Here is an 18,281-nt window from a genome sequence, read left to right as displayed (position 1 = left end):
AAATGGCTGAATTAAATACCGGCGACGGCGGTGGTAAAAAAGGCAGTAAAAAGGTAAGAAGTAAAAAACAAAATTCTAAAGTCGACTTAACCGCGATGGTGGATTTAGCTTTCCTTTTGATTACTTTCTTTATGCTTACCACAACGTTGTCTAAACCACAATCCATGAATTTGGGTTTGCCAGATAAAGATCCGGATAAGGATAAAAATAAAGATGTTAAAGTAGATGAAAATCGTACGATGACTATTTTATTAGGAGATAATAATAAATTAGTTCGTTATGTTGGACTGTTGGAAACTCCTGTTTCTGGTGGTGCACCAAAAGATTTTGCATACGGTAAAGACGGTATTCGAAAAGAGCTTTTGAGCAGAAAAGAAGCGGTGCTTCAATATACTGGTACTAAAGATAAGGGAATGATTGTAATTATCAAACCAAGCAAGAAGTCAAATTACCGTAATTTGGTGGATATATTGGATGAAATGGCAATTGTTGGTGTGCCTACTTACGCAATAGTAAATGAGTTTACACCTGAAGAAACCAAATTGATTGGTGCTGGATCATCTGATGCTACTACTCCAACAACAGAAACAACACCTAATCCTTAATCTAATTAAAAAAGAAAAGACATGAAATTAGATTTATTAAAAAATCAGTGGCTAGAGGTCGTTTTTGAAGGACGAAATAAATTGTATGGTGCCTACGAACTAAGAAGAACTAACGGTAAAACAACCCTAAGGTCTCTTATCATTGGAGGTGTTATTTTTACATTCTTGGTAAGTTTGCCGGTATTGGCGAATTTAATTCCAGATGGAGATGATGAAATGGTGTTAGATCAAAAAATCACTACGGTTAAATTACCTCCAAAAGAAAAACCGCCAGAAAATTTACCACCACCACCACCACCGCCACCAAAAGTGGATCAGGTGAAGTTTGTAAAACCTGTTGTAGCTAAGGCTGAAGAGGTTACAGAAGAACCGCCAAAAGTAGAGGAAATCAAAGACAAAAAAATTGGTGCCGAAACGATTAAAGGTGATCCTGATGCCGAATTAAGCGTTGAGCCTGTAGGAACGGGTCCAAGTGTGGTAGAGGATGATAATCAAATCTACAACACAGCGGGTATCGAAGTAAAGCCTGATTTCCCAGGTGGATTAGAGAAGTTTTACAAATTTATTGGTAAAAATTTCCAAGTTCCTGAGGAAGATGGTTTGAAAGGGAAAATATTTGTAACCTTCGTTGTAGAAAAAGACGGATCACTTACAGATATCAAAGTATTAAGAGATATCGGATACGGAACAGGTAAAGAAGCTATTAGAGTTTTGAAATCCTGTCCAAAATGGAATCCTGGTGAACAAAATGGAAAAAAAGTAAGGGTATTGTATTCGTTACCAATTTCTATCCAATCAGCAGAATAAATGATTTCAAAATTCATTGAAAACTTTCAGAAGAAATCGCTCAAAGAGCGGTTTCTTCTCGTTATAGGCATCTTGTTTTTTTTGTTTTATTTAACATTTGGCCTTATTATCATATTTTGGAAGTCTTTACCCTTAGCATTAGAATATAAATACAGAATTGTTTTTGGAATTTTACTAATAGTATATTCTTTTTTACGATTTTTGCGCTTCTTTAATAAAGAATAAATAGAGTAATGAATAAGTTAACTAAAACAATTATCGGCTTTGCTTTACTAGCTATCCTTTTCATTTTTTCATGTCAAAGGAAAAGTGAAATTAAGGATACTATCACGGAAGGGAAAGCTACCGTATATGTTGACGAATCAATATTGCCAATTGTTGAAGATGAAGTAGCCGTTTTTGAAGCAGAATACAACGCCAAATTGCATCTGGTTTCAAAATCTGAAAATGAAATTATAAACGCGTTAGTAAAGGATACTGCAAAAATTGCCATTTTAACACGGGAACTTTCGGATAAAGAATTAAAGGTTTTTGAATCCAAAAAGATTACGCCAAGAATAAATCCTTTTGCAACAGATGCTGTAGCTTTCATAAAAAATAAAACAACGAATGATTCTTTAATTGCCCTCCAGGACATCATTGATTTTATGAAAGGCAAAAATATTCCAAATATTAAAGGAATCGTTTTTGATAATGCCAACTCTAGTACCGTAAGATACATTTCTAGAATCGCTGGTGTTGAAATCCTAAATCAGGAAAACATATTCTCCCTTAAAACCAATGAAGAAGTCATAAAGTATGTCGCGGAAAACAAGGGAATGATTGGTGTAATAGGAATGAATTGGATTTTTCAGCCGCCTTTAGATCTTCAAGAAGAAGTCGACAAGCTCAATATTCTTGGGGTTAAAGATGTGAACAAGACAGAATATGTTTTTCCTAGCCAAGATAACCTAGCGTCAGGTAAATATCCTTTGGCACGTCATTTGTATATCATCAATTGTCAGGGATATGCTGGACTCGGAATGGGTTTGAAGTCTTTCCTTACCAGTGAAAGAGGACAACGCATCATTTTGAAGTCAGGTTTGGTTCCGGAACAGGTGCCAGGCAGAAAAGTCGTGATACGAAACACAATTACTAAAGATAAAATAATTAAAAATGAATAAGTTTAAAATTTTCAGCCTAGCATTAGTAGCAACTACGATTGCCAATGCACAAGATTTAGAGCCAGCGAAGAAAGCTATTGATGCTGAACAATTTGAAAAAGCCAAATCGCTATTGAAGTCAGTTATACAGGCAAAACCATCGAATGGTAAAGCGTCTTTTCTTTTAGGTACTATCTATCTAAAACAAAATATCGCGGATTCTGCTACCATCTATTTTCAGAAAGGATTAACGGCAAGTGATGGCGCGCGATTAAACAATATTGGTTTAGGTCAATTAGATTTAGATGCTAATAATAAAGCTGCTGCACAAGCTAAGTTCGATGCCGTTATTAAAGAATTGAAAAAGAAGGATACAGAAGAATATGTATATATTGCTCGTGCCTACATGGGTGCAGACAAACCGGATTATAAAAGTGCCATTGCTATTTTAACTAAAGCAGCGGCAGCAAATCCAAATGATGCACAAGTTCAAATGGCTTTAGGAGATGCTTATTATGGTGATAAAAATCAAAATGACTCGTACATCGCTTACAGAAATGCATTTCAGTTTGATAATTCTCTAATTAGAGCTAAAATGCAATTGGGTGTTTTGTTAAAAGGAGCAAAAGCATACACGGAAGCTGTAAAAGCATATAACGAAGTAATCGCTATCAATGCTAATTATGGTCCTGTATATCGTGAACTTGCAGAGACACACTATTTATGGGCCAACAATGTTCCTAAAACATATGAAGAAAACATCAAAAAAGCGCTAAGTTTTTATGAAAAATACATGAGCTTAACAGACTATTCTGTGAATTCACGTATGCGTCACGCCGATTTCTTAATCTTGGCAAAAGATTACAAAGCTCTTGAAGTAGAAGCCAATAAAATGAAAGAGCTTGACGGAGTTAATCCAAGAATCATGCGTTATTTAGGTTATTCTGCTTATGAAAATGGAAACGTAGATATTGCTTTAAGTTCATTACAGACGTATACTACAACCCCAAATAACAAAATTATTCCACGTGATTATTTGTATTTAGGTCAGGCCAGAATCAAAAAAGGAACTAGTGTTGACGGTAAGTCTGTAGAGCCAACGCAATTAGCTGCTGGTATGGCAGATTTGAAAAAAGCAGTAGAAATGGAGCCTCTAGCAGCGAACGAATTGAATGAAATTGGTAAAAAATTATACGACCAAAAAGCATTTGCTGCTGCTGCTGCTGTTTTTGAATTAGCAGTTACTAATACGAACTCCAAAAACTATTTAATTGACAATTTCTATTTAGGAAACGCCATCTATTATGATAATGCTTCAAAAGATGCTGAAAAACGAGATAAAATAGCACTGCAAAAAGCAGACGTCGCTTTCGGAAATGTAATTACTGCTTCGCCTGCAACTCAAGATGCATATGTATTCAGAGCTAGAACGAATAAGTTATTGGACAATGACGAAATGATAGCAAAGAATTACGAAGAATATATCAGAGTGGTAACCGAAAAAGGGCCAGAAGAAGTGACTAAAAATAAAGCTAAATTTATAGAAGCTTACAATAACATCGCGGCGGTTTATGCTAATACCGATACTGCGAAAGCAGTTGAATATTTCAATAAGACTTTAGCACTAGATCCTGCAAATGAATATGCTGTAAGTTCTTTGAAATTATTAAAAAAATAATAGGAGACCATACTATAAAAGACCGCTCTAGTTTTAGAGCGGTTTTTTTTATTCAAAAGGTTTCATAACCATGTGAAATCCCTTCATAGCAATGGCTAAATTAAGTATCTTTGCCCACTAGAATTAATAGAATGTTATCAAAAGAAACACAATTGGCTGTCGAAAAAGGGGAAATGCTTCCACTAATGGAGGAATTTTACACTATTCAAGGAGAAGGTTTTCATACCGGAACAGCGGCCTATTTTATCCGAATTGGAGGTTGTGATGTAGGTTGTCACTGGTGCGATGTTAAAGAAAGCTGGAACGCCGAACTGCATCCGCCAACAGCTACCGAAATTATCGTTGCCAATGCTAAAAAGTACGCAGATACAGTAGTAGTAACTGGTGGAGAACCTTTGACATGGGACATGACGGTGCTTACGCAAAAATTAAAAGACAGCAATTTAAAAGTACATATCGAAACCTCAGGAGCTTATCCTGTTACTGGAATGTGGGACTGGTTTTGTCTTTCTCCTAAGAAAAATAAACTTCCCGTTGATGGTGCTTATGCAATTGCTAATGAATTAAAAGTAATCATCTACAATAAACACGATTTCATTTTTGCAGAAGAACAAGCATCCAAAGTAAACAGTAATGCTATACTTTTTCTTCAGCCCGAATGGAGTAAAAAAGAAGAAATGACACCGCTTATTGTGGATTACGTAATGAACAATCCTAAATGGAGGGTATCGTTACAAACACATAAATATTTGAATATTCCATAAGCTCATTATGAAAACATTTAAAATAGTACTACTATTCTTGTTGATTCCAATAATGGCTTTCTCTCAAATAGAAGGTGAAGATGATTTCTATTTAGATGGGGACCTAATTGATGCCAAATTTAATGGTGGTGGTATCGAAAAGTTTCAAGAGTTTATTCGTCAGGAATTTGACTATTCTAAAGTTACCAAACCCGGTACATTAGAAGGTGCTTTTACTATTGACGAGGAAGGAAACGTAACCAAGATAAGAATCACTCAAGTGTTAGACATAGCATCGGCGACAGAATTTATCAGAGTTTTGAAAAAATGCCCTAAATGGGAACCTGCCCGTAGAAAGGGAAAACCAATTAGTATTGAAATAAAATATCCGATGGTTTTTAAAGCAAAAAAATAATTCAGTAGTATTCACCACAAACAAAATAAAAATGAAAAAATTAATCATTACAGCAGTATTTGCCTTTGTTTCTGTAACAGGCATGGCTCAGGAAAAAGCAACTCGTGAAGATGTCTTAAAAGTAATCGAGAAAAGTGGAGCGTCAGGTCAGATGATAGCAGCAAAAAAACAAGTGCTACAGATGATTCCACAAGATAAACAGGCTGCTTTTAGTGTAGAATTTGATGCCATTCTTAAAAAAGCCAACGAAAAAACAGTTGATGTTTATCTTCAGGAATACACCAAAGACGATGTAAAAGCTATGCTGGCTTTTTATGAAAGTCCTGTTGGAAAAAAAATGGCTGACAAAGCTGAAGTAATTGCCACCAAATCACAAGAAGCTATGGCTAGTTTACAAGGAGAAATCCAAGCCATGATGATGAAATACATGCAGTAAGCATCATTGTAAATATTTTAGAAAACCCAAAGCTTTTTGTTTTGGGTTTTTTATTTTTACACCGTTAGCAATACAATTCAAACAAAGCCATGAAATCACAATTCTTGTTAGACCCAAATATCACTTTTTTAAATCACGGCTCTTTTGGAGCTTGTCCAAAACCTATTTTTGAGGAGTTCCAACGGTTCCAGTTAGAACTAGAATCGGACCCCGTCTATTTTATTCAGCAAAAGCAACCCAAGTATTTGAAAACGGCACGGGAAAATTTAGCAGGATTTGTCGGTTGTCAGGCAAAAGATTTGTTTTTTACAGCGAATCCTACTTTTGCAATCAATGTCATTATGCGCAACATTAAGCTTAACGAAGGCGATGAAATTTTGTCTACCAATCATGAATATGGTGCCATGGACCGAACTTGGAATTTTTACTGTAAAAAATCAGGAGCCAAATACATTAGACAAGAGATTTCGTTGCCGATAGTTTCCAAAGAGCAAATAATAGAAGAATTCTGGAAAGGCTATAATTCCAATACCAAAGTAGTCTTCTTAAATCAAATGTCAAGTGCAACAGCACTAATTTTTCCGGTTAAAGAGATTTGCGAGAAGGCTAGAACATTAGGATTGATTACGATTATTGATGGCGCTCATGTTCCAGGTCATTTAGAGTTGGATATCACCGAATTAAATCCGGATTACTACACAGGAACGCTTCACAAATGGATGCTGGCTCCAAAAGGAAGTTCGTTTTTATATGTGAAACCCGAATTGCAAAACGATTTGGAACCATTAGTGGTAAGTTGGGGTTACGAAAGTGTAGCACCAGGAGAAAGCCAGTTTTTGGATTATCACGAATTGCAAGGAACACGCGATGTTTCGGCATTTTTATGTACACCAAAAGTGGTCGAATTTCTAGAAAAAAATAATTGGAAAGAAGTTTCAGGTACTTGTAAACAAGTGGTTTTGGAGAATTACCAACGCTTTTGCGATTTACTAAATACGAAGCCAATTTGTCCAATTACAACCGAATTCTTGGGCCAAATGGCAAGCGTTCCCGTAACAACTGAAAAACCAGCAGCACTTAAGGAGTTATTGTATTCAAAATACAAAATACAAGTTCCCATAATGCCACTAAACGGAAATTTCTATATCAGATATTCCATCAATGGGTACAACACGCAAGCCGATTTGAATACTTTATATCATGCTTTGGAAGACATCATCAATACAACAGATTTGATTTCACGATAGATTTTTAGCCCCGACCTGCCGGCAGGCAGGCAGGAGGGAATGGCATCCTTTTACACGGGTCAGGTTTAGAAACCTGACCCGTGTAAAAGATAAAGTGGACAGCGGGAAACGAGCTCCTAAAAAAGGCGGGCTAAATAATCAAAATGCTTGCCTTCAAGAACCAGTTCGCACTTCAATCCATTAGCGTGAGCGGCATTTTGCAAGGTGTTGTAATCCAAATAAAGCCATGGAAACGGTTCTTCAGTTTGATTTTTATAGGAAATGGTAAAAGTTAGTTCGCCATAATAGCCGTTGGCCGGAATCTGATAACTGCCGTCTTTATCTTGATCAAACATGTAAATGATGTCGGAACTATCGAGTAAAATGTGACCGTTGGGATTCAAAAGTGATTTTAATTTTTGCAGATAGGTAGATGTTTCAGCTAAGGTTCCGAAAATTCCGGTGCCATTCATCAACACTAAAACGGTATCAAATTTTTCGCCTTCGAAATCCAAAAGATGCTGTACTTTGGCATTTTTTAATCCGCGAAGGTCACAAGCGTTAATGGCGTTTTCAGAAATGTCGATGGCCATAACATCAAAACCCTTTTCTTGAAGATATAGCGCATGGCTTCCAGCACCGCAGCCCACATCGAGTACTTTTCCTTTGGCAAGCTGCAACGCTTTTTTTTCCAGTTTGGGCATTTCGTTATAATTCCGAAACAGATATCCCACACGCATCTCATCGGCTTCGGATATGTTGGTTTCGGTAATCAAATCTGCCGGAGCATTGTTCGTTTGGAAATCGAGTATGGCTTTGCCGAATAAATCTTTCATAATGTCATGGCGAGGCATGAAGCAATCTGTCCTCGGTTTTAGATTAATTAAAATAGAAGTTGTTTAACTTTGTAGCCTGAAATACACACAATGCTAAAGCCTTCTTTACACGAACTTGAAAAGTTAGCCAAAGATAAGCATATCGAAAACAAAAAGTATTTTGATAAGCTCAAAAAGAAAACACCCAAAAATCTGGATTATGTAATGCAGGATTTACACGATGCCGAGTTCAAAAGGACGGATTGTTTGCAATGTGCCAACTGCTGTAAAACCACCGGACCGCTTTTTACTTTAGCCGATATTGAACGGATTGCGAAACATCTTAGGCTAAAACCACAACAGTTTATCGACCAATACCTTCGCATTGATGAAGACCAAGATTATGTACTGCAAAGTGTTCCGTGTACGTTTTTGGATGCCGAAAACTATTGTATGATTTATGATGTTCGACCCAAAGCTTGTCGTGAGTTTCCACATACCGACAGAAAGAAATTCCAACAGATTTCAGATTTGACCTTAAAAAATGTAGCTATCTGTCCCGCAGCATACAATATTGTAGAAGAAATGAAGAAAAAACTGCCTTTGTAATAAATGTAATTTTCCTATATTTGTTTGCAACCTAACCTGTTTTATTATGATTACAATAATACTTTCTATACTGTTTGTTCTTGTTTTTGGCGTCATGTGGGCACAAAAGAAGTTTAAATTCATTGAACGTGATGCCGATGGACGTTTGGTAAGAGTGCTGTACAAACCATTTGTGGTAGCAGTGATTGCATTGTTGTTTATTCTACTACAGCCGTATGAAATGAAAAAAATAGAAGCAGGCTATCAAGGTTTGTTGGTAGATTTAGTGGGTGATTCCAGAGGAGCTTCAACAATTAAAGAGGTCTCAGGATGGAAAATATATAGCACATGGACAGAAGAGATTCACCAAATCCCATTAGATCAAAGAACCATTCGATACGAAAAACAGGCAGTTATTGCCAAAGGAGGATTTCCGTGTGATATTTCTCCAAGTTTCAACCACTCTGTTAAAAGAGCTACAAGCGCCGATATGTTTACTAATTTAAGAACGTCTTATCGAAATGGCGGTCTTGAAGCCGTAGAACAAGGCTGGCTAGAAATCGCAATATTAGGAGCCGTGAGTGATGTTGCCAATAAATGGGTTATAGATGATATTTTTAACAACAGAAGCGGATTCGAAGCAGCTATTGTTGTAGAAGCCAATAAAAGAGTTGGAAAATGGTTTACGATATCACAGCTTCGAACCAATATTCAGCCACCACCAAGTATTGTAGAGTCGATTAAAGCCAAAGCCAAAGCAGTTCAGGATGCTATCACATCAGAATCACAAGCAAAAGCGGCCACTGCCGATGCGCAACGTAAAATTGCTCTTGCCAAAGGCGATAGCGCAACCGTAGTTATTGCAGCTAGCTCTGAAGCAGCCGCTCTAAAACTTAAGCAAAGAGAACTTACGGCTCTTTATGTTGAATATATTAAAGCAAGCAAATGGGATGGTAAACTTCCTACGACTACTCTAGGAAATACGACACCTATGATCAATATCAGTAAATAAATGTATAGGAATTAAAATAATTCTTCTCATGAAAACATACAAATCAAAAATAGATTGGTGGCTGGGATTGTTGCTGCTTTACCCAATTTTTCTCGGTATTTCAAGTATTATTGAAGGCGATTGGATGGGTTATCTGGTAATTGTGTCTTGCCTTCTCTTTATTTTTTTTATATCAAAGTCGACCCGATATATCATTACAAAGGATGAATTGATTGTCAAATGTATGTTTATTGTCAATGAAAGAATTGAGATTTCTAAAATTAAGAAAATTGAAAAAACCAATAGTGTTTTAAGTTCTCCGGCACTCTCTTTAGATAGAATTGCGATTAAATTTAACAAGTTCGATGAAGTCTATATTTCTCCAAAAGAAAAGCAGGCTTTTGTAGATGATTTGGTGAAAATTAATCCAGCTATAGAAATTAAACTATAATAAAGGAAAACTTTTTGCGGTAGTAGATAAAAAGGAATGAAGAAAAAGTTTCTTTTTTTAGGATACATTTATGGTATAGCCTTACTACTTTCATGTATTGGATATTGGCTCGATTCTGACATTCCTGAGAACTCGACAGTATTCCAAATACTTGAGGTTTTCATATTGTCTGTTTTCTTGTTCATAGTTTTTACCGTTACCTATCTTCTGTTCTTTTCGTTGTGGGTCTCTATAAAAGGACTTCTCAATAAATAAGATACTTTTTTCGCATCGTCTTAAAATCAAGCAATCCTTTTTCCCATGATTTTCGGATCTCGGTTTCAGAGCTTCCGGCTTCTATTTGTTGCTGTAGTTTCTTGGTTCCGGCCAATTTGGTAAAAAATGGAGTAAAGAATTTGGATTGGTCTGAAGTTGAAGTGTATGCTTTAATGAGCCACTTCAATTCCAGTTGCTGTACTTTCGGAGCAGCACTTAGATCTTCTCCGTAGCACAACAAACCTCTATTCATAGGGTCTTTCGAACCAAAATTCGGCATAGGCGTAAAACTGTACGGACTGCTTTTAGGAAGAAAAGGCGAGCCGTAAATCTGAAATTGTTGCTCCGTGCCACGTCCCGAACTCACATTGGTACCTTCAAACAAACACAAACTCGCGTACAAATTAATAGCTTGATCGTTGGGTAAGTTGGGCGAAGGTTTTACAGGCAAACTGTACGGCATTGCTCTTTTGTAATGCAGGCACGGAATCACTTTCAAGTTGCATTGTATTCCGTTTTTCAGCCATTTTTCACCATTAATCATTTGGCCATATTCGCCAATAGTCATGCCGTGTAGCGTCGGAATCGGATGCATTCCAATAAAGCTCGTATATTCTTTTTCTAATATTGGTCCGTCTACAATGCCACCATTCGGATTGGGTCTGTCCAAAACAATTAATGGAATGTTACTTTCTGCACAAGCTTCCATAATATAATGCAAGGTTGAGATGTACGTGTAGAAACGCGCACCAACATCCTGTAAATCAAAAACCATGACGTCAATTCCGGCTAACTGCTCCGTCTTCGGTTTTTTGTTATCGCCATAAAGTGAAATAATGGGTAAACCGGTTTTGGTATCTTTGCCGTCTTTAATGAGTTCGCCTGCATCGGCCGTGCCCCGAAAACCATGTTCCGGTGCATAGATTTTTTTTAGATCAACGTTCTGTTCCAATAGAAAATCAACTACATGCTTTTTGTCCGAAAGGATTCCGGTTTGATTGGTCACAATACCGACTTTCTTATTCTTTATTAAAGGAAGGTATGTTGCGGAATTATCAGCACCTGTTTTAATACCTTGTAATGTCGCTGTGATGCGACTACTTCCTCTTTCATAGTGTCTTTGCATTTTTTCAGAAGTCCCGCAAGAGGAAGAGATAAAAAAGTAAGCTAAAAGCAATAAGCCGCCGTTGATAAAATATTTCATGTTTGTAAATTTCTAAAAATTGCTATAATTCAGCGCCAATAACTTTGTGTATCTTTGTGGCAAATCCTATACGTATAGTGAAACTAGAATATTTCATAGCCAAAAGACTCATCACTGCTAAAGACCATAAAAGTAGTATTTCTGCGCCAATAATAAAAATTGCCATCACCGCCATTGCGTTGGGAATGGTAATGATGATCGTGTCAATAGCTACCGGAATTGGATTGCAACAAAAAATACGCCAAAAAGTAGCGGCTTTTAACGGCCACATTATCATTTCGGCCTATAACGACAATAACTCGGATGTCAGTACGGATCCGATTTCCATACATCAAAATTTTTACCCAAAATTCAAAGCAGTCGACGGAATACAACATATTCAGGCTGTTGCCAGTAAAGGCGGCATGATAAGAACGGAAACCGCTTTCGAAGGAATTATCTTCAAAGGCGCCGGTAAAGACTATCAAACCGACAATCTCAAAGAATATTTGGTCGAAGGGCGATTGCCAAATTTCAAATCCACGCTCAATGAAGAAATCTTAATTTCCCAATTCTTATGCAATAGGTTGGGATTAAAACTCGGTGACAAATGTGTAACCTATTTTATGAAAGAAGCAACCGAAGGGTATAATCTTCGTAATTTCAAAATTGTCGGTATCTACAATTCGGGCTTCCAAGAGTTCGACGCCAATTATGTTATTGGAGATATCCGTCACGTACAACGCATCAATAAATGGAAACCCGATGAAATTGGTTCCTTCGAAGTTTTTTTAAACGACTTCACCCAAATTGAAGCCAAAGGACAGCAAATCTACCAGGAAACATCCTCCACGCTAGACTCGCAAACAATCGAAGAAAAATTCTATTATATCTTCGAATGGTTAAAACTTTTCGACTTCAATATTATTGTCATTCTCATCGTCATGATTGCCGTTTCCACTATTAATATGGTAGTCGCGCTCTTAGTACTGATTCTCGAAAGAACTCAAATGATTGGAATCCTAAAAGCACTCGGCGCCAACAATTGGTCGGTTCGAAAACTATTTCTCTATAACGCAACGTATTTAATCGGTCGCGGATTATTATGGGGCAACGCTATCGGAATCGGATTATTACTTGTTCAAAAATACTTCGGAATCATCAAACTCAACCCCGAAAGTTACTATGTCAATGTCGCACCTGTAGATATCAATCTACTCTATATCCTATTGCTCAACATTGGAACTGTGGTAGTTTGTCTACTAGTGCTACTCATCCCTTCTTACATTATCACTAAAATATCGCCGTCTAAATCCATTAGGTTCGATTAGAAGCAGCACTTTTGTTGTTTTAACACGCCTGATCCCGCTGTCCACTATATCTTTTTCTTTTTTAAAAAGAAAAAGGATGCCGTTTCCATCGGGGCTATCCACCACTTTTTGTTTTATTAAGCTGATTTGATTAGTTGTTTGTCTTTCCCGCGGATGCAGGAATCCATATACAATCAAAAGTAAAAACGCCCTAACTGCTACGACTTTCTATAGAATAAGCATGTAAAACGTTCGAAGTGTGTAGTTGCTTTGTGATGTTGGTTTTGTAAAGGACAAGTTATCAAGGTCTTAAAAAAAAGACAAAAAAAGGTAAAATTTTATTTGGATTGGGAGGGATTTAGTTTTTATATTTGCACCCCGCAAGAGGGAATAAGTTCATTGATTAAGCTGAGAAAAGGGGATTTAAAAATAAATCAAAAATATTTTATAAATTTCTTGTAGGTTTAAAAAAGATGCTTACTTTTGCACCCGCTTTGAGAGACAAGCGGTATAAAAAAAAGAAGAACACGTTCATAGACATATTGAATTGACAGCCGTTTCGAAAGAGATTTCGAAACAACAAAAAGAGAGTAAGAGAATCGGAAGATTTGAAAAAGACTAGCCTTTGTCTACAATACGATGCAGATAGCGATATCAGCATAACAATATACGATGAAGAGTTTGATCCTGGCTCAGGATGAACGCTAGCGGCAGGCTTAACACATGCAAGTCGAGGGGTATAGTAGCAATACTAGAGACCGGCGCACGGGTGCGTAACGCGTATGCAACCTACCTTTTACAGGGGAATAGCCCAGAGAAATTTGGATTAATGCCCCATGGTATAATTGAATCGCATGGTTTAATTATTAAAGTTCCAACGGTAAAAGATGGGCATGCGTCCTATTAGCTAGATGGTAAGGTAACGGCTTACCATGGCTACGATAGGTAGGGGTCCTGAGAGGGAGATCCCCCACACTGGTACTGAGACACGGACCAGACTCCTACGGGAGGCAGCAGTGAGGAATATTGGACAATGGGCGCAAGCCTGATCCAGCCATGCCGCGTGCAGGAAGACGCATCTATGGTGTGTAAACTGCTTTTGTACGGGAAGAAACACTCCCTCGTGAGGGAGCTTGACGGTACCGTAAGAATAAGGATCGGCTAACTCCGTGCCAGCAGCCGCGGTAATACGGAGGATCCAAGCGTTATCCGGAATCATTGGGTTTAAAGGGTCCGTAGGCGGTTTGATAAGTCAGTGGTGAAAGCCCATCGCTCAACGATGGAACGGCCATTGATACTGTCAGACTTGAATTACTAGGAAGTAACTAGAATATGTAGTGTAGCGGTGAAATGCTTAGATATTACATGGAATACCAATTGCGAAGGCAGGTTACTACTAGTGGATTGACGCTGATGGACGAAAGCGTGGGGAGCGAACAGGATTAGATACCCTGGTAGTCCACGCCGTAAACGATGGATACTAGCTGTTCGGAGCAATCTGAGTGGCTAAGCGAAAGTGATAAGTATCCCACCTGGGGAGTACGTTCGCAAGAATGAAACTCAAAGGAATTGACGGGGGCCCGCACAAGCGGTGGAGCATGTGGTTTAATTCGATGATACGCGAGGAACCTTACCAAGGCTTAAATGTAGATTGACCGTTTTGGAAACAGAACTTTCGCAAGACAATTTACAAGGTGCTGCATGGTTGTCGTCAGCTCGTGCCGTGAGGTGTCAGGTTAAGTCCTATAACGAGCGCAACCCCTGTTGTTAGTTGCCAGCGAGTCAAGTCGGGAACTCTAACAAGACTGCCAGTGTAAACTGTGAGGAAGGTGGGGATGACGTCAAATCATCACGGCCCTTACGCCTTGGGCTACACACGTGCTACAATGGACGGTACAGAGAGCAGCCACTGGGTGACCAGGAGCGAATCTACAAAACCGTTCTCAGTTCGGATCGGAGTCTGCAACTCGACTCCGTGAAGCTGGAATCGCTAGTAATCGGATATCAGCCATGATCCGGTGAATACGTTCCCGGGCCTTGTACACACCGCCCGTCAAGCCATGGAAGCTGGGGGTACCTGAAGTCGGTGACCGTAAGGAGCTGCCTAGGGTAAAACTGGTAACTGGGGCTAAGTCGTAACAAGGTAGCCGTACCGGAAGGTGCGGCTGGAACACCTCCTTTCTAGAGACGATAAAGAGGACTAGACCTTAAATTAGAAAATTCAATTACTCTCGCTGTTAGTTCAAATATTATAATAAGCAAAAAAACAGAGTCTCGTAGCTCAGCTGGTTAGAGTACTACACTGATAATGTAGGGGTCCCCAGTTCGAGTCTGGGCGGGACTACTTTGTTTGTTTATTTAAGGAAATTTTAGAAGATGAGTACGAATTACGCATAATTCAAAATTCAACATTCATAATTTAAAATTAAGAAATGGGGGATTAGCTCAGCTGGCTAGAGCGCCTGCCTTGCACGCAGGAGGTCATCGGTTCGACTCCGATATTCTCCACGATTTTAGTCATAAAGTCTAAAGTCTTAAAGTCTAAAGTAAGTTGCTTTACGACATTTGACTTTTGACATTCGACTAAATAAAGTTCATTGACATATTGAGATAAGAAAATAATAACAAAGTAGAAAGAACACGTTTAGTTGTAAACAACTAGACAAAAGTACAATAAGCAAAATAAGGGCGTATGGGGGATGCCTAGGCTCTCAGAGGCGATGAAAGGCGTGATAAGCTGCGAAAAGCTACGGGGATTGGCACACACGAATTGATCCGTAGATACCTGAATGGGGCAACCCGGCATGTTGAAGACATGTCACTCCGATAGGAGAGCAAACCCGCTGAACTGAAACATCTAAGTAGGCGGAGGAGAAGAAAACAAAAGTGATTCCGTAAGTAGTGGCGAGCGAACGCGGATTAGCCCAAACCAATGTTGTTACGGCAATATTGGGGTTGTAGGACCACGACATTTCTTGCGGATTGAATTAGAATTACCTGGAAAGGTAAGCCATAGAGGGTGATAGCCCCGTATAAGTAAGAGAAGATAAGGATAGTGGTATCCTGAGTAGGGCGGGGCACGTGAAACCCTGTCTGAATTTGGCGGGACCATCCGCTAAGGCTAAATACTCCTGAGAGACCGATAGTGAACCAGTACCGTGAGGGAAAGGTGAAAAGAACCGTGAATAACGGAGTGAAATAGATCCTGAAACCATACGCTTACAAGCGGTCGGAGCCCTTAAGTGGGGTGACGGCGTGCCTTTTGCATAATGAGCCTACGAGTTAACGTTGCTGGCAAGGTTAAGGTATTAAGTACCGGATCCGTAGCGAAAGCGAGTCTGAATAGGGCGCTTTAGTCAGTAGTGTTAGACGCGAAACCGTGTGATCTACCCATGGGCAGGATGAAGCTGTGGTAACACATAGTGGAGGTCCGAACCGGTTGACGTTGAAAAGTCTTCGGATGACCTGTGGGTAGGGGTGAAAGGCCAATCAAACTCGGAAATAGCTCGTACTCCCCGAAATGCATTTAGGTGCAGCGCTGGTTATAAGTTATATAGAGGTAGAGCTACTGATTGGATGCGGGGGCTTCACCGCCTACCAATTCCTGACAAACTCCGAATGCTATATAATGTTTACCAGCAGTGAGGGCATGGGTGCTAAGGTCCATGTCCGAGAGGGAAAGAACCCAGACCATCAGCTAAGGTCCCAAAATCTATACTAAGTTGAAAAAACGAGGTTTGTCTGCCCAGACAGCTAGGATGTTGGCTTGGAAGCAGCCATTCATTTAAAGAGTGCGTAACAGCTCACTAGTCGAGCGGACGAGCATGGATAATAATCGGGCATAAGTATAGTACCGAAGCTATGGATTTATACGTAAGTATAAGTGGTAGGGGAGCATTCTAACAGGGTTGAAGGTGTATCGTAAGGTATGCTGGACTGGTTAGAAAAGAAAATGTAGGCATAAGTAACGATAATGCGGGCGAGAAACCCGCACACCGAAAGACTAAGGTTTCCTCAGCTATGCTAATCAGCTGAGGGTTAGTCGGGTCCTAAGGCGAATCCGAAAGGAACAGTCGATGGCCAACGGGTTAATATTCCCGTACTACTGTTAATTGTGATGGGGTGACGGAGTGATGAAAGCGCCGCGAACTGACGGAATAGTTCGTTAAAGTACCTACCTATAAGAACCGCAGGCAAATCCACGGTTTTTGGGGAAATACGATAGTACACGGAGTCTTCGGACAAAGTGATAGTGCGCCTAAGGGCTTCCAAGAAAAACCTCTAAACTTAGATTAACAGTACCCGTACCGTAAACCGACACAGGTAGTCGAGGAGAGAATCCTAAGGTGCTCGAGAGATTCATGGCTAAGGAATTAGGCAAAATAGACCTGTAACTTCGGGAGAAAGGTCGCCAGCAGCAATGCTGGCCGCAGTGAAAAGGTCCAGGCGACTGTTTATCAAAAACACAGGGCTCTGCAAAATCGTAAGATGAAGTATAGGGCCTGACACCTGCCCGGTGCTGGAAGGTTAAGAGGAGATGTTATCTTCGGAGAAGCATTGAATTGAAGCCCCAGTAAACGGCGGCCGTAACTATAACGGTCCTAAGGTAGCGAAATTCCTTGTCGGGTAAGTTCCGACCTGCACGAATGGTGTAACGATCTGGACACTGTCTCAGCCATGAGCTCGGTGAAATTGTAGTATCGGTGAAGATGCCGATTACCCGCAGTGGGACGAAAAGACCCTGTGCACCTTTACTATAGCTTAGTATTGGTCTTGGATAAGTGATGTGTAGGATAGGTGGGAGACTATGAAGTGGCGTCGCTAGGCGTTGTGGAGTCATTGTTGAAATACCACCCTTTGCTTATCTGAGGTCTAACCCCGCGAATGTGGGGGACATTGCTTGGTGGGTAGTTTGACTGGGGTGGTCGCCTCCAAAAGAGTAACGGAGGCTTCTAAAGGTTCCCTCAGCACGCTTGGTAACCGTGCGTAGAGTGCAATGGCATAAGGGAGCTTGACTGAGAGACATACAGGTCGATCAGGTACGAAAGTAGAGCATAGTGATCCGGTGGTTCCGCATGGAAGGGCCATCGCTCAAAGGATAAAAGGTACGCCGGGGATAACAGGCTGATCTCCCCCAAGAGCTCATATCGACGGGGGGGTTTGGCACCTCGATGTCGGCTCGTCACATCCTGGGGCTGGAGAAGGTCCCAAGGGTTGGGCTGTTCGCCCATTAAAGTGGCACGCGAGCTGGGTTCAGAACGTCGTGAGACAGTTCGGTCTCTATCTACTGTGGGCGCAAGAAATTTGAGTGGATCTGATTCTAGTACGAGAGGACCGAATTGGACTAACCTCTGGTGTATCTGTTGTTCCGCCAGGAGCACCGCAGAGTAGCTACGTTGGGAAGGGATAAGCGCTGAAAGCATATAAGCGCGAAACCCACCACAAGATGAGATTTCTTTTAAGGGTCGTGGAAGATGACCACGTTGATAGGCTATAGATGTAAAGGCAGTAATGTCATAGTCGAGTAGTACTAATAACCCGTAAGCTTATGTACACCCGCTTCCGTCCCGCAAGGGACGGAGCACTCTTTGTTACTACTTGTAAATTATTATTTCTTTATCTCAGTATGTTAAGAT

14 protein-coding genes, 2 tRNA genes and 2 rRNA genes are annotated in these 18,281 nt (G+C 39.8%); 16 read left to right on the top strand and 2 right to left on the bottom strand.

Annotated features, from left to right (window positions below; all coding sequences use genetic code 11):
• The first annotated feature begins 2 nt into the window (after nt 1-2).
• The 8 genes from ACULEU_RS12220 to ACULEU_RS12185 all read left to right on the top strand — a co-directional run bounded on the left by ACULEU_RS12220 (nt 3) and on the right by ACULEU_RS12185 (nt 7,073).
• Nucleotides 3-605, top strand: a complete 603-nt coding sequence (locus ACULEU_RS12220) for an ExbD/TolR family protein (protein WP_445452849.1) — start codon at nt 3-5, stop codon at nt 603-605.
• A 21-nt stretch (nt 606-626) separates the two neighbouring features.
• Complete coding sequence (locus ACULEU_RS12215) at nt 627-1,412, top strand: energy transducer TonB (protein WP_445452848.1); 786 nt, start codon at nt 627-629, stop codon at nt 1,410-1,412.
• Nucleotides 1,413-1,645: 233 nt separating this feature from the next.
• On the top strand, nt 1,646-2,575 hold the full coding sequence (locus ACULEU_RS12210) for a PstS family phosphate ABC transporter substrate-binding protein (RefSeq protein WP_445452847.1): 930 nt from the start codon (nt 1,646-1,648) through the stop codon (nt 2,573-2,575).
• Nucleotides 2,568-4,232 (top strand): tetratricopeptide repeat protein, encoded by a 1,665-nt coding sequence (locus ACULEU_RS12205; RefSeq protein ID WP_445452846.1) that lies wholly within the window; start codon nt 2,568-2,570, stop codon nt 4,230-4,232. Before ACULEU_RS12210 ends, ACULEU_RS12205 begins: the two co-directional genes overlap by 8 nt.
• 131 nt (nt 4,233-4,363) lie before the next feature.
• Complete coding sequence (locus ACULEU_RS12200) at nt 4,364-4,996, top strand: 7-carboxy-7-deazaguanine synthase QueE (protein ID WP_445452845.1); 633 nt, start codon at nt 4,364-4,366, stop codon at nt 4,994-4,996.
• A 7-nt stretch (nt 4,997-5,003) separates the two neighbouring features.
• Entirely contained in the window at nt 5,004-5,390 is a 387-nt protein-coding gene (locus ACULEU_RS12195) for an energy transducer TonB (protein ID WP_445452844.1), read from the top strand.
• A 31-nt stretch (nt 5,391-5,421) separates the two neighbouring features.
• Nucleotides 5,422-5,826, top strand: a complete 405-nt coding sequence (locus tag ACULEU_RS12190; protein ID WP_445452843.1) for a DUF2059 domain-containing protein — start codon at nt 5,422-5,424, stop codon at nt 5,824-5,826.
• 89 nt (nt 5,827-5,915) lie between these two features.
• Complete coding sequence (locus ACULEU_RS12185; protein WP_445452842.1) at nt 5,916-7,073, top strand: aminotransferase class V-fold PLP-dependent enzyme; 1,158 nt, start codon at nt 5,916-5,918, stop codon at nt 7,071-7,073.
• Nucleotides 7,074-7,189: 116 nt separating this feature from the next.
• On the opposite strand, the gene ACULEU_RS12180 is transcribed toward ACULEU_RS12185, so the two are convergent.
• Nucleotides 7,190-7,888, bottom strand: coding sequence for a class I SAM-dependent methyltransferase (locus ACULEU_RS12180; protein WP_445452841.1), 699 nt, complete (start codon nt 7,886-7,888; stop codon nt 7,190-7,192).
• Nucleotides 7,889-7,978: 90 nt separating this feature from the next.
• Between ACULEU_RS12180 and ACULEU_RS12175 the strand changes: the two genes are divergently transcribed.
• Genes ACULEU_RS12175 through ACULEU_RS12165 form a run of 3 tightly spaced genes read left to right on the top strand, consistent with a single transcriptional unit; the run spans nt 7,979 to nt 9,897 of the window.
• Complete coding sequence (locus ACULEU_RS12175; RefSeq protein ID WP_445452840.1) at nt 7,979-8,476, top strand: YkgJ family cysteine cluster protein; 498 nt, start codon at nt 7,979-7,981, stop codon at nt 8,474-8,476.
• Nucleotides 8,477-8,522: 46 nt separating this feature from the next.
• Nucleotides 8,523-9,467, top strand: a complete 945-nt coding sequence (locus ACULEU_RS12170; RefSeq protein WP_445452839.1) for an SPFH domain-containing protein — start codon at nt 8,523-8,525, stop codon at nt 9,465-9,467.
• Nucleotides 9,468-9,495: 28 nt separating this feature from the next.
• Nucleotides 9,496-9,897 (top strand): PH domain-containing protein, encoded by a 402-nt coding sequence (locus tag ACULEU_RS12165; protein ID WP_445452838.1) that lies wholly within the window; start codon nt 9,496-9,498, stop codon nt 9,895-9,897.
• A gap of 244 nt (nt 9,898-10,141) precedes the next feature.
• On the opposite strand, the gene ACULEU_RS12160 is transcribed toward ACULEU_RS12165, so the two are convergent.
• Nucleotides 10,142-11,278, bottom strand: a complete 1,137-nt coding sequence (locus ACULEU_RS12160; RefSeq protein ID WP_445454855.1) for an exo-beta-N-acetylmuramidase NamZ family protein — start codon at nt 11,276-11,278, stop codon at nt 10,142-10,144.
• A 155-nt stretch (nt 11,279-11,433) separates the two neighbouring features.
• On the opposite strand from ACULEU_RS12160, the gene ACULEU_RS12155 reads away from it, so the two are divergent.
• From ACULEU_RS12155 to ACULEU_RS12135, 5 genes are all read left to right on the top strand, one after another.
• A complete protein-coding gene (locus ACULEU_RS12155; RefSeq protein ID WP_445452837.1) occupies nt 11,434-12,666 on the top strand; it encodes an ABC transporter permease in 1,233 nt (410 codons plus the stop codon).
• A gap of 648 nt (nt 12,667-13,314) precedes the next feature.
• Nucleotides 13,315-14,826: ribosomal RNA gene (locus ACULEU_RS12150) — 16S ribosomal RNA — on the top strand.
• Nucleotides 14,827-14,915: 89 nt separating this feature from the next.
• Nucleotides 14,916-14,989 (top strand) — tRNA-Ile (locus ACULEU_RS12145).
• A 90-nt stretch (nt 14,990-15,079) separates the two neighbouring features.
• Nucleotides 15,080-15,153 (top strand) — tRNA-Ala (locus ACULEU_RS12140).
• Nucleotides 15,154-15,316: 163 nt separating this feature from the next.
• Nucleotides 15,317-18,199 (top strand): 23S ribosomal RNA (locus ACULEU_RS12135).
• The 16S and 23S rRNA genes sit together here with 2 tRNA genes alongside, the layout of an rRNA operon.
• Nucleotides 18,200-18,281: the final 82 nt, after the last annotated feature.

The sequence above is a fragment of the Flavobacterium sp. 25HG05S-40 genome (genome assembly GCF_052654735.1).
The sequence above is the reverse complement of the archived record's forward strand: the minus strand, read 5'-3'. Positions and strand labels throughout refer to the sequence as shown.

Bases quoted from the DNA above. Each gene is read 5' to 3' on its own strand.
- ACULEU_RS12210 (WP_445452847.1), top strand. From the start codon at position 1,646: ATGAATAAGTTAACTAAAACAATTATCGGCTTTGCTTTACTAGCTATC.
- ACULEU_RS12190 (WP_445452843.1), top strand. From the start codon at position 5,422: ATGAAAAAATTAATCATTACAGCAGTATTTGCCTTTGTTTCTGTAACA.
- ACULEU_RS12175 (WP_445452840.1), top strand. From the start codon at position 7,979: ATGCTAAAGCCTTCTTTACACGAACTTGAAAAGTTAGCCAAAGATAAG.
- ACULEU_RS12180 (WP_445452841.1), bottom strand. From the start codon at position 7,888: ATGAAAGATTTATTCGGCAAAGCCATACTCGATTTCCAAACGAACAAT.
- ACULEU_RS12200 (WP_445452845.1), top strand. From the start codon at position 4,364: ATGTTATCAAAAGAAACACAATTGGCTGTCGAAAAAGGGGAAATGCTT.
- ACULEU_RS12185 (WP_445452842.1), top strand. From the start codon at position 5,916: ATGAAATCACAATTCTTGTTAGACCCAAATATCACTTTTTTAAATCAC.
- ACULEU_RS12205 (WP_445452846.1), top strand. From the start codon at position 2,568: ATGAATAAGTTTAAAATTTTCAGCCTAGCATTAGTAGCAACTACGATT.
- ACULEU_RS12160 (WP_445454855.1), bottom strand. From the start codon at position 11,278: ATGCAAAGACACTATGAAAGAGGAAGTAGTCGCATCACAGCGACATTA.
- ACULEU_RS12170 (WP_445452839.1), top strand. From the start codon at position 8,523: ATGATTACAATAATACTTTCTATACTGTTTGTTCTTGTTTTTGGCGTC.
- ACULEU_RS12215 (WP_445452848.1), top strand. From the start codon at position 627: ATGAAATTAGATTTATTAAAAAATCAGTGGCTAGAGGTCGTTTTTGAA.
- ACULEU_RS12195 (WP_445452844.1), top strand. From the start codon at position 5,004: ATGAAAACATTTAAAATAGTACTACTATTCTTGTTGATTCCAATAATG.
- ACULEU_RS12165 (WP_445452838.1), top strand. From the start codon at position 9,496: ATGAAAACATACAAATCAAAAATAGATTGGTGGCTGGGATTGTTGCTG.
- ACULEU_RS12220 (WP_445452849.1), top strand. From the start codon at position 3: ATGGCTGAATTAAATACCGGCGACGGCGGTGGTAAAAAAGGCAGTAAA.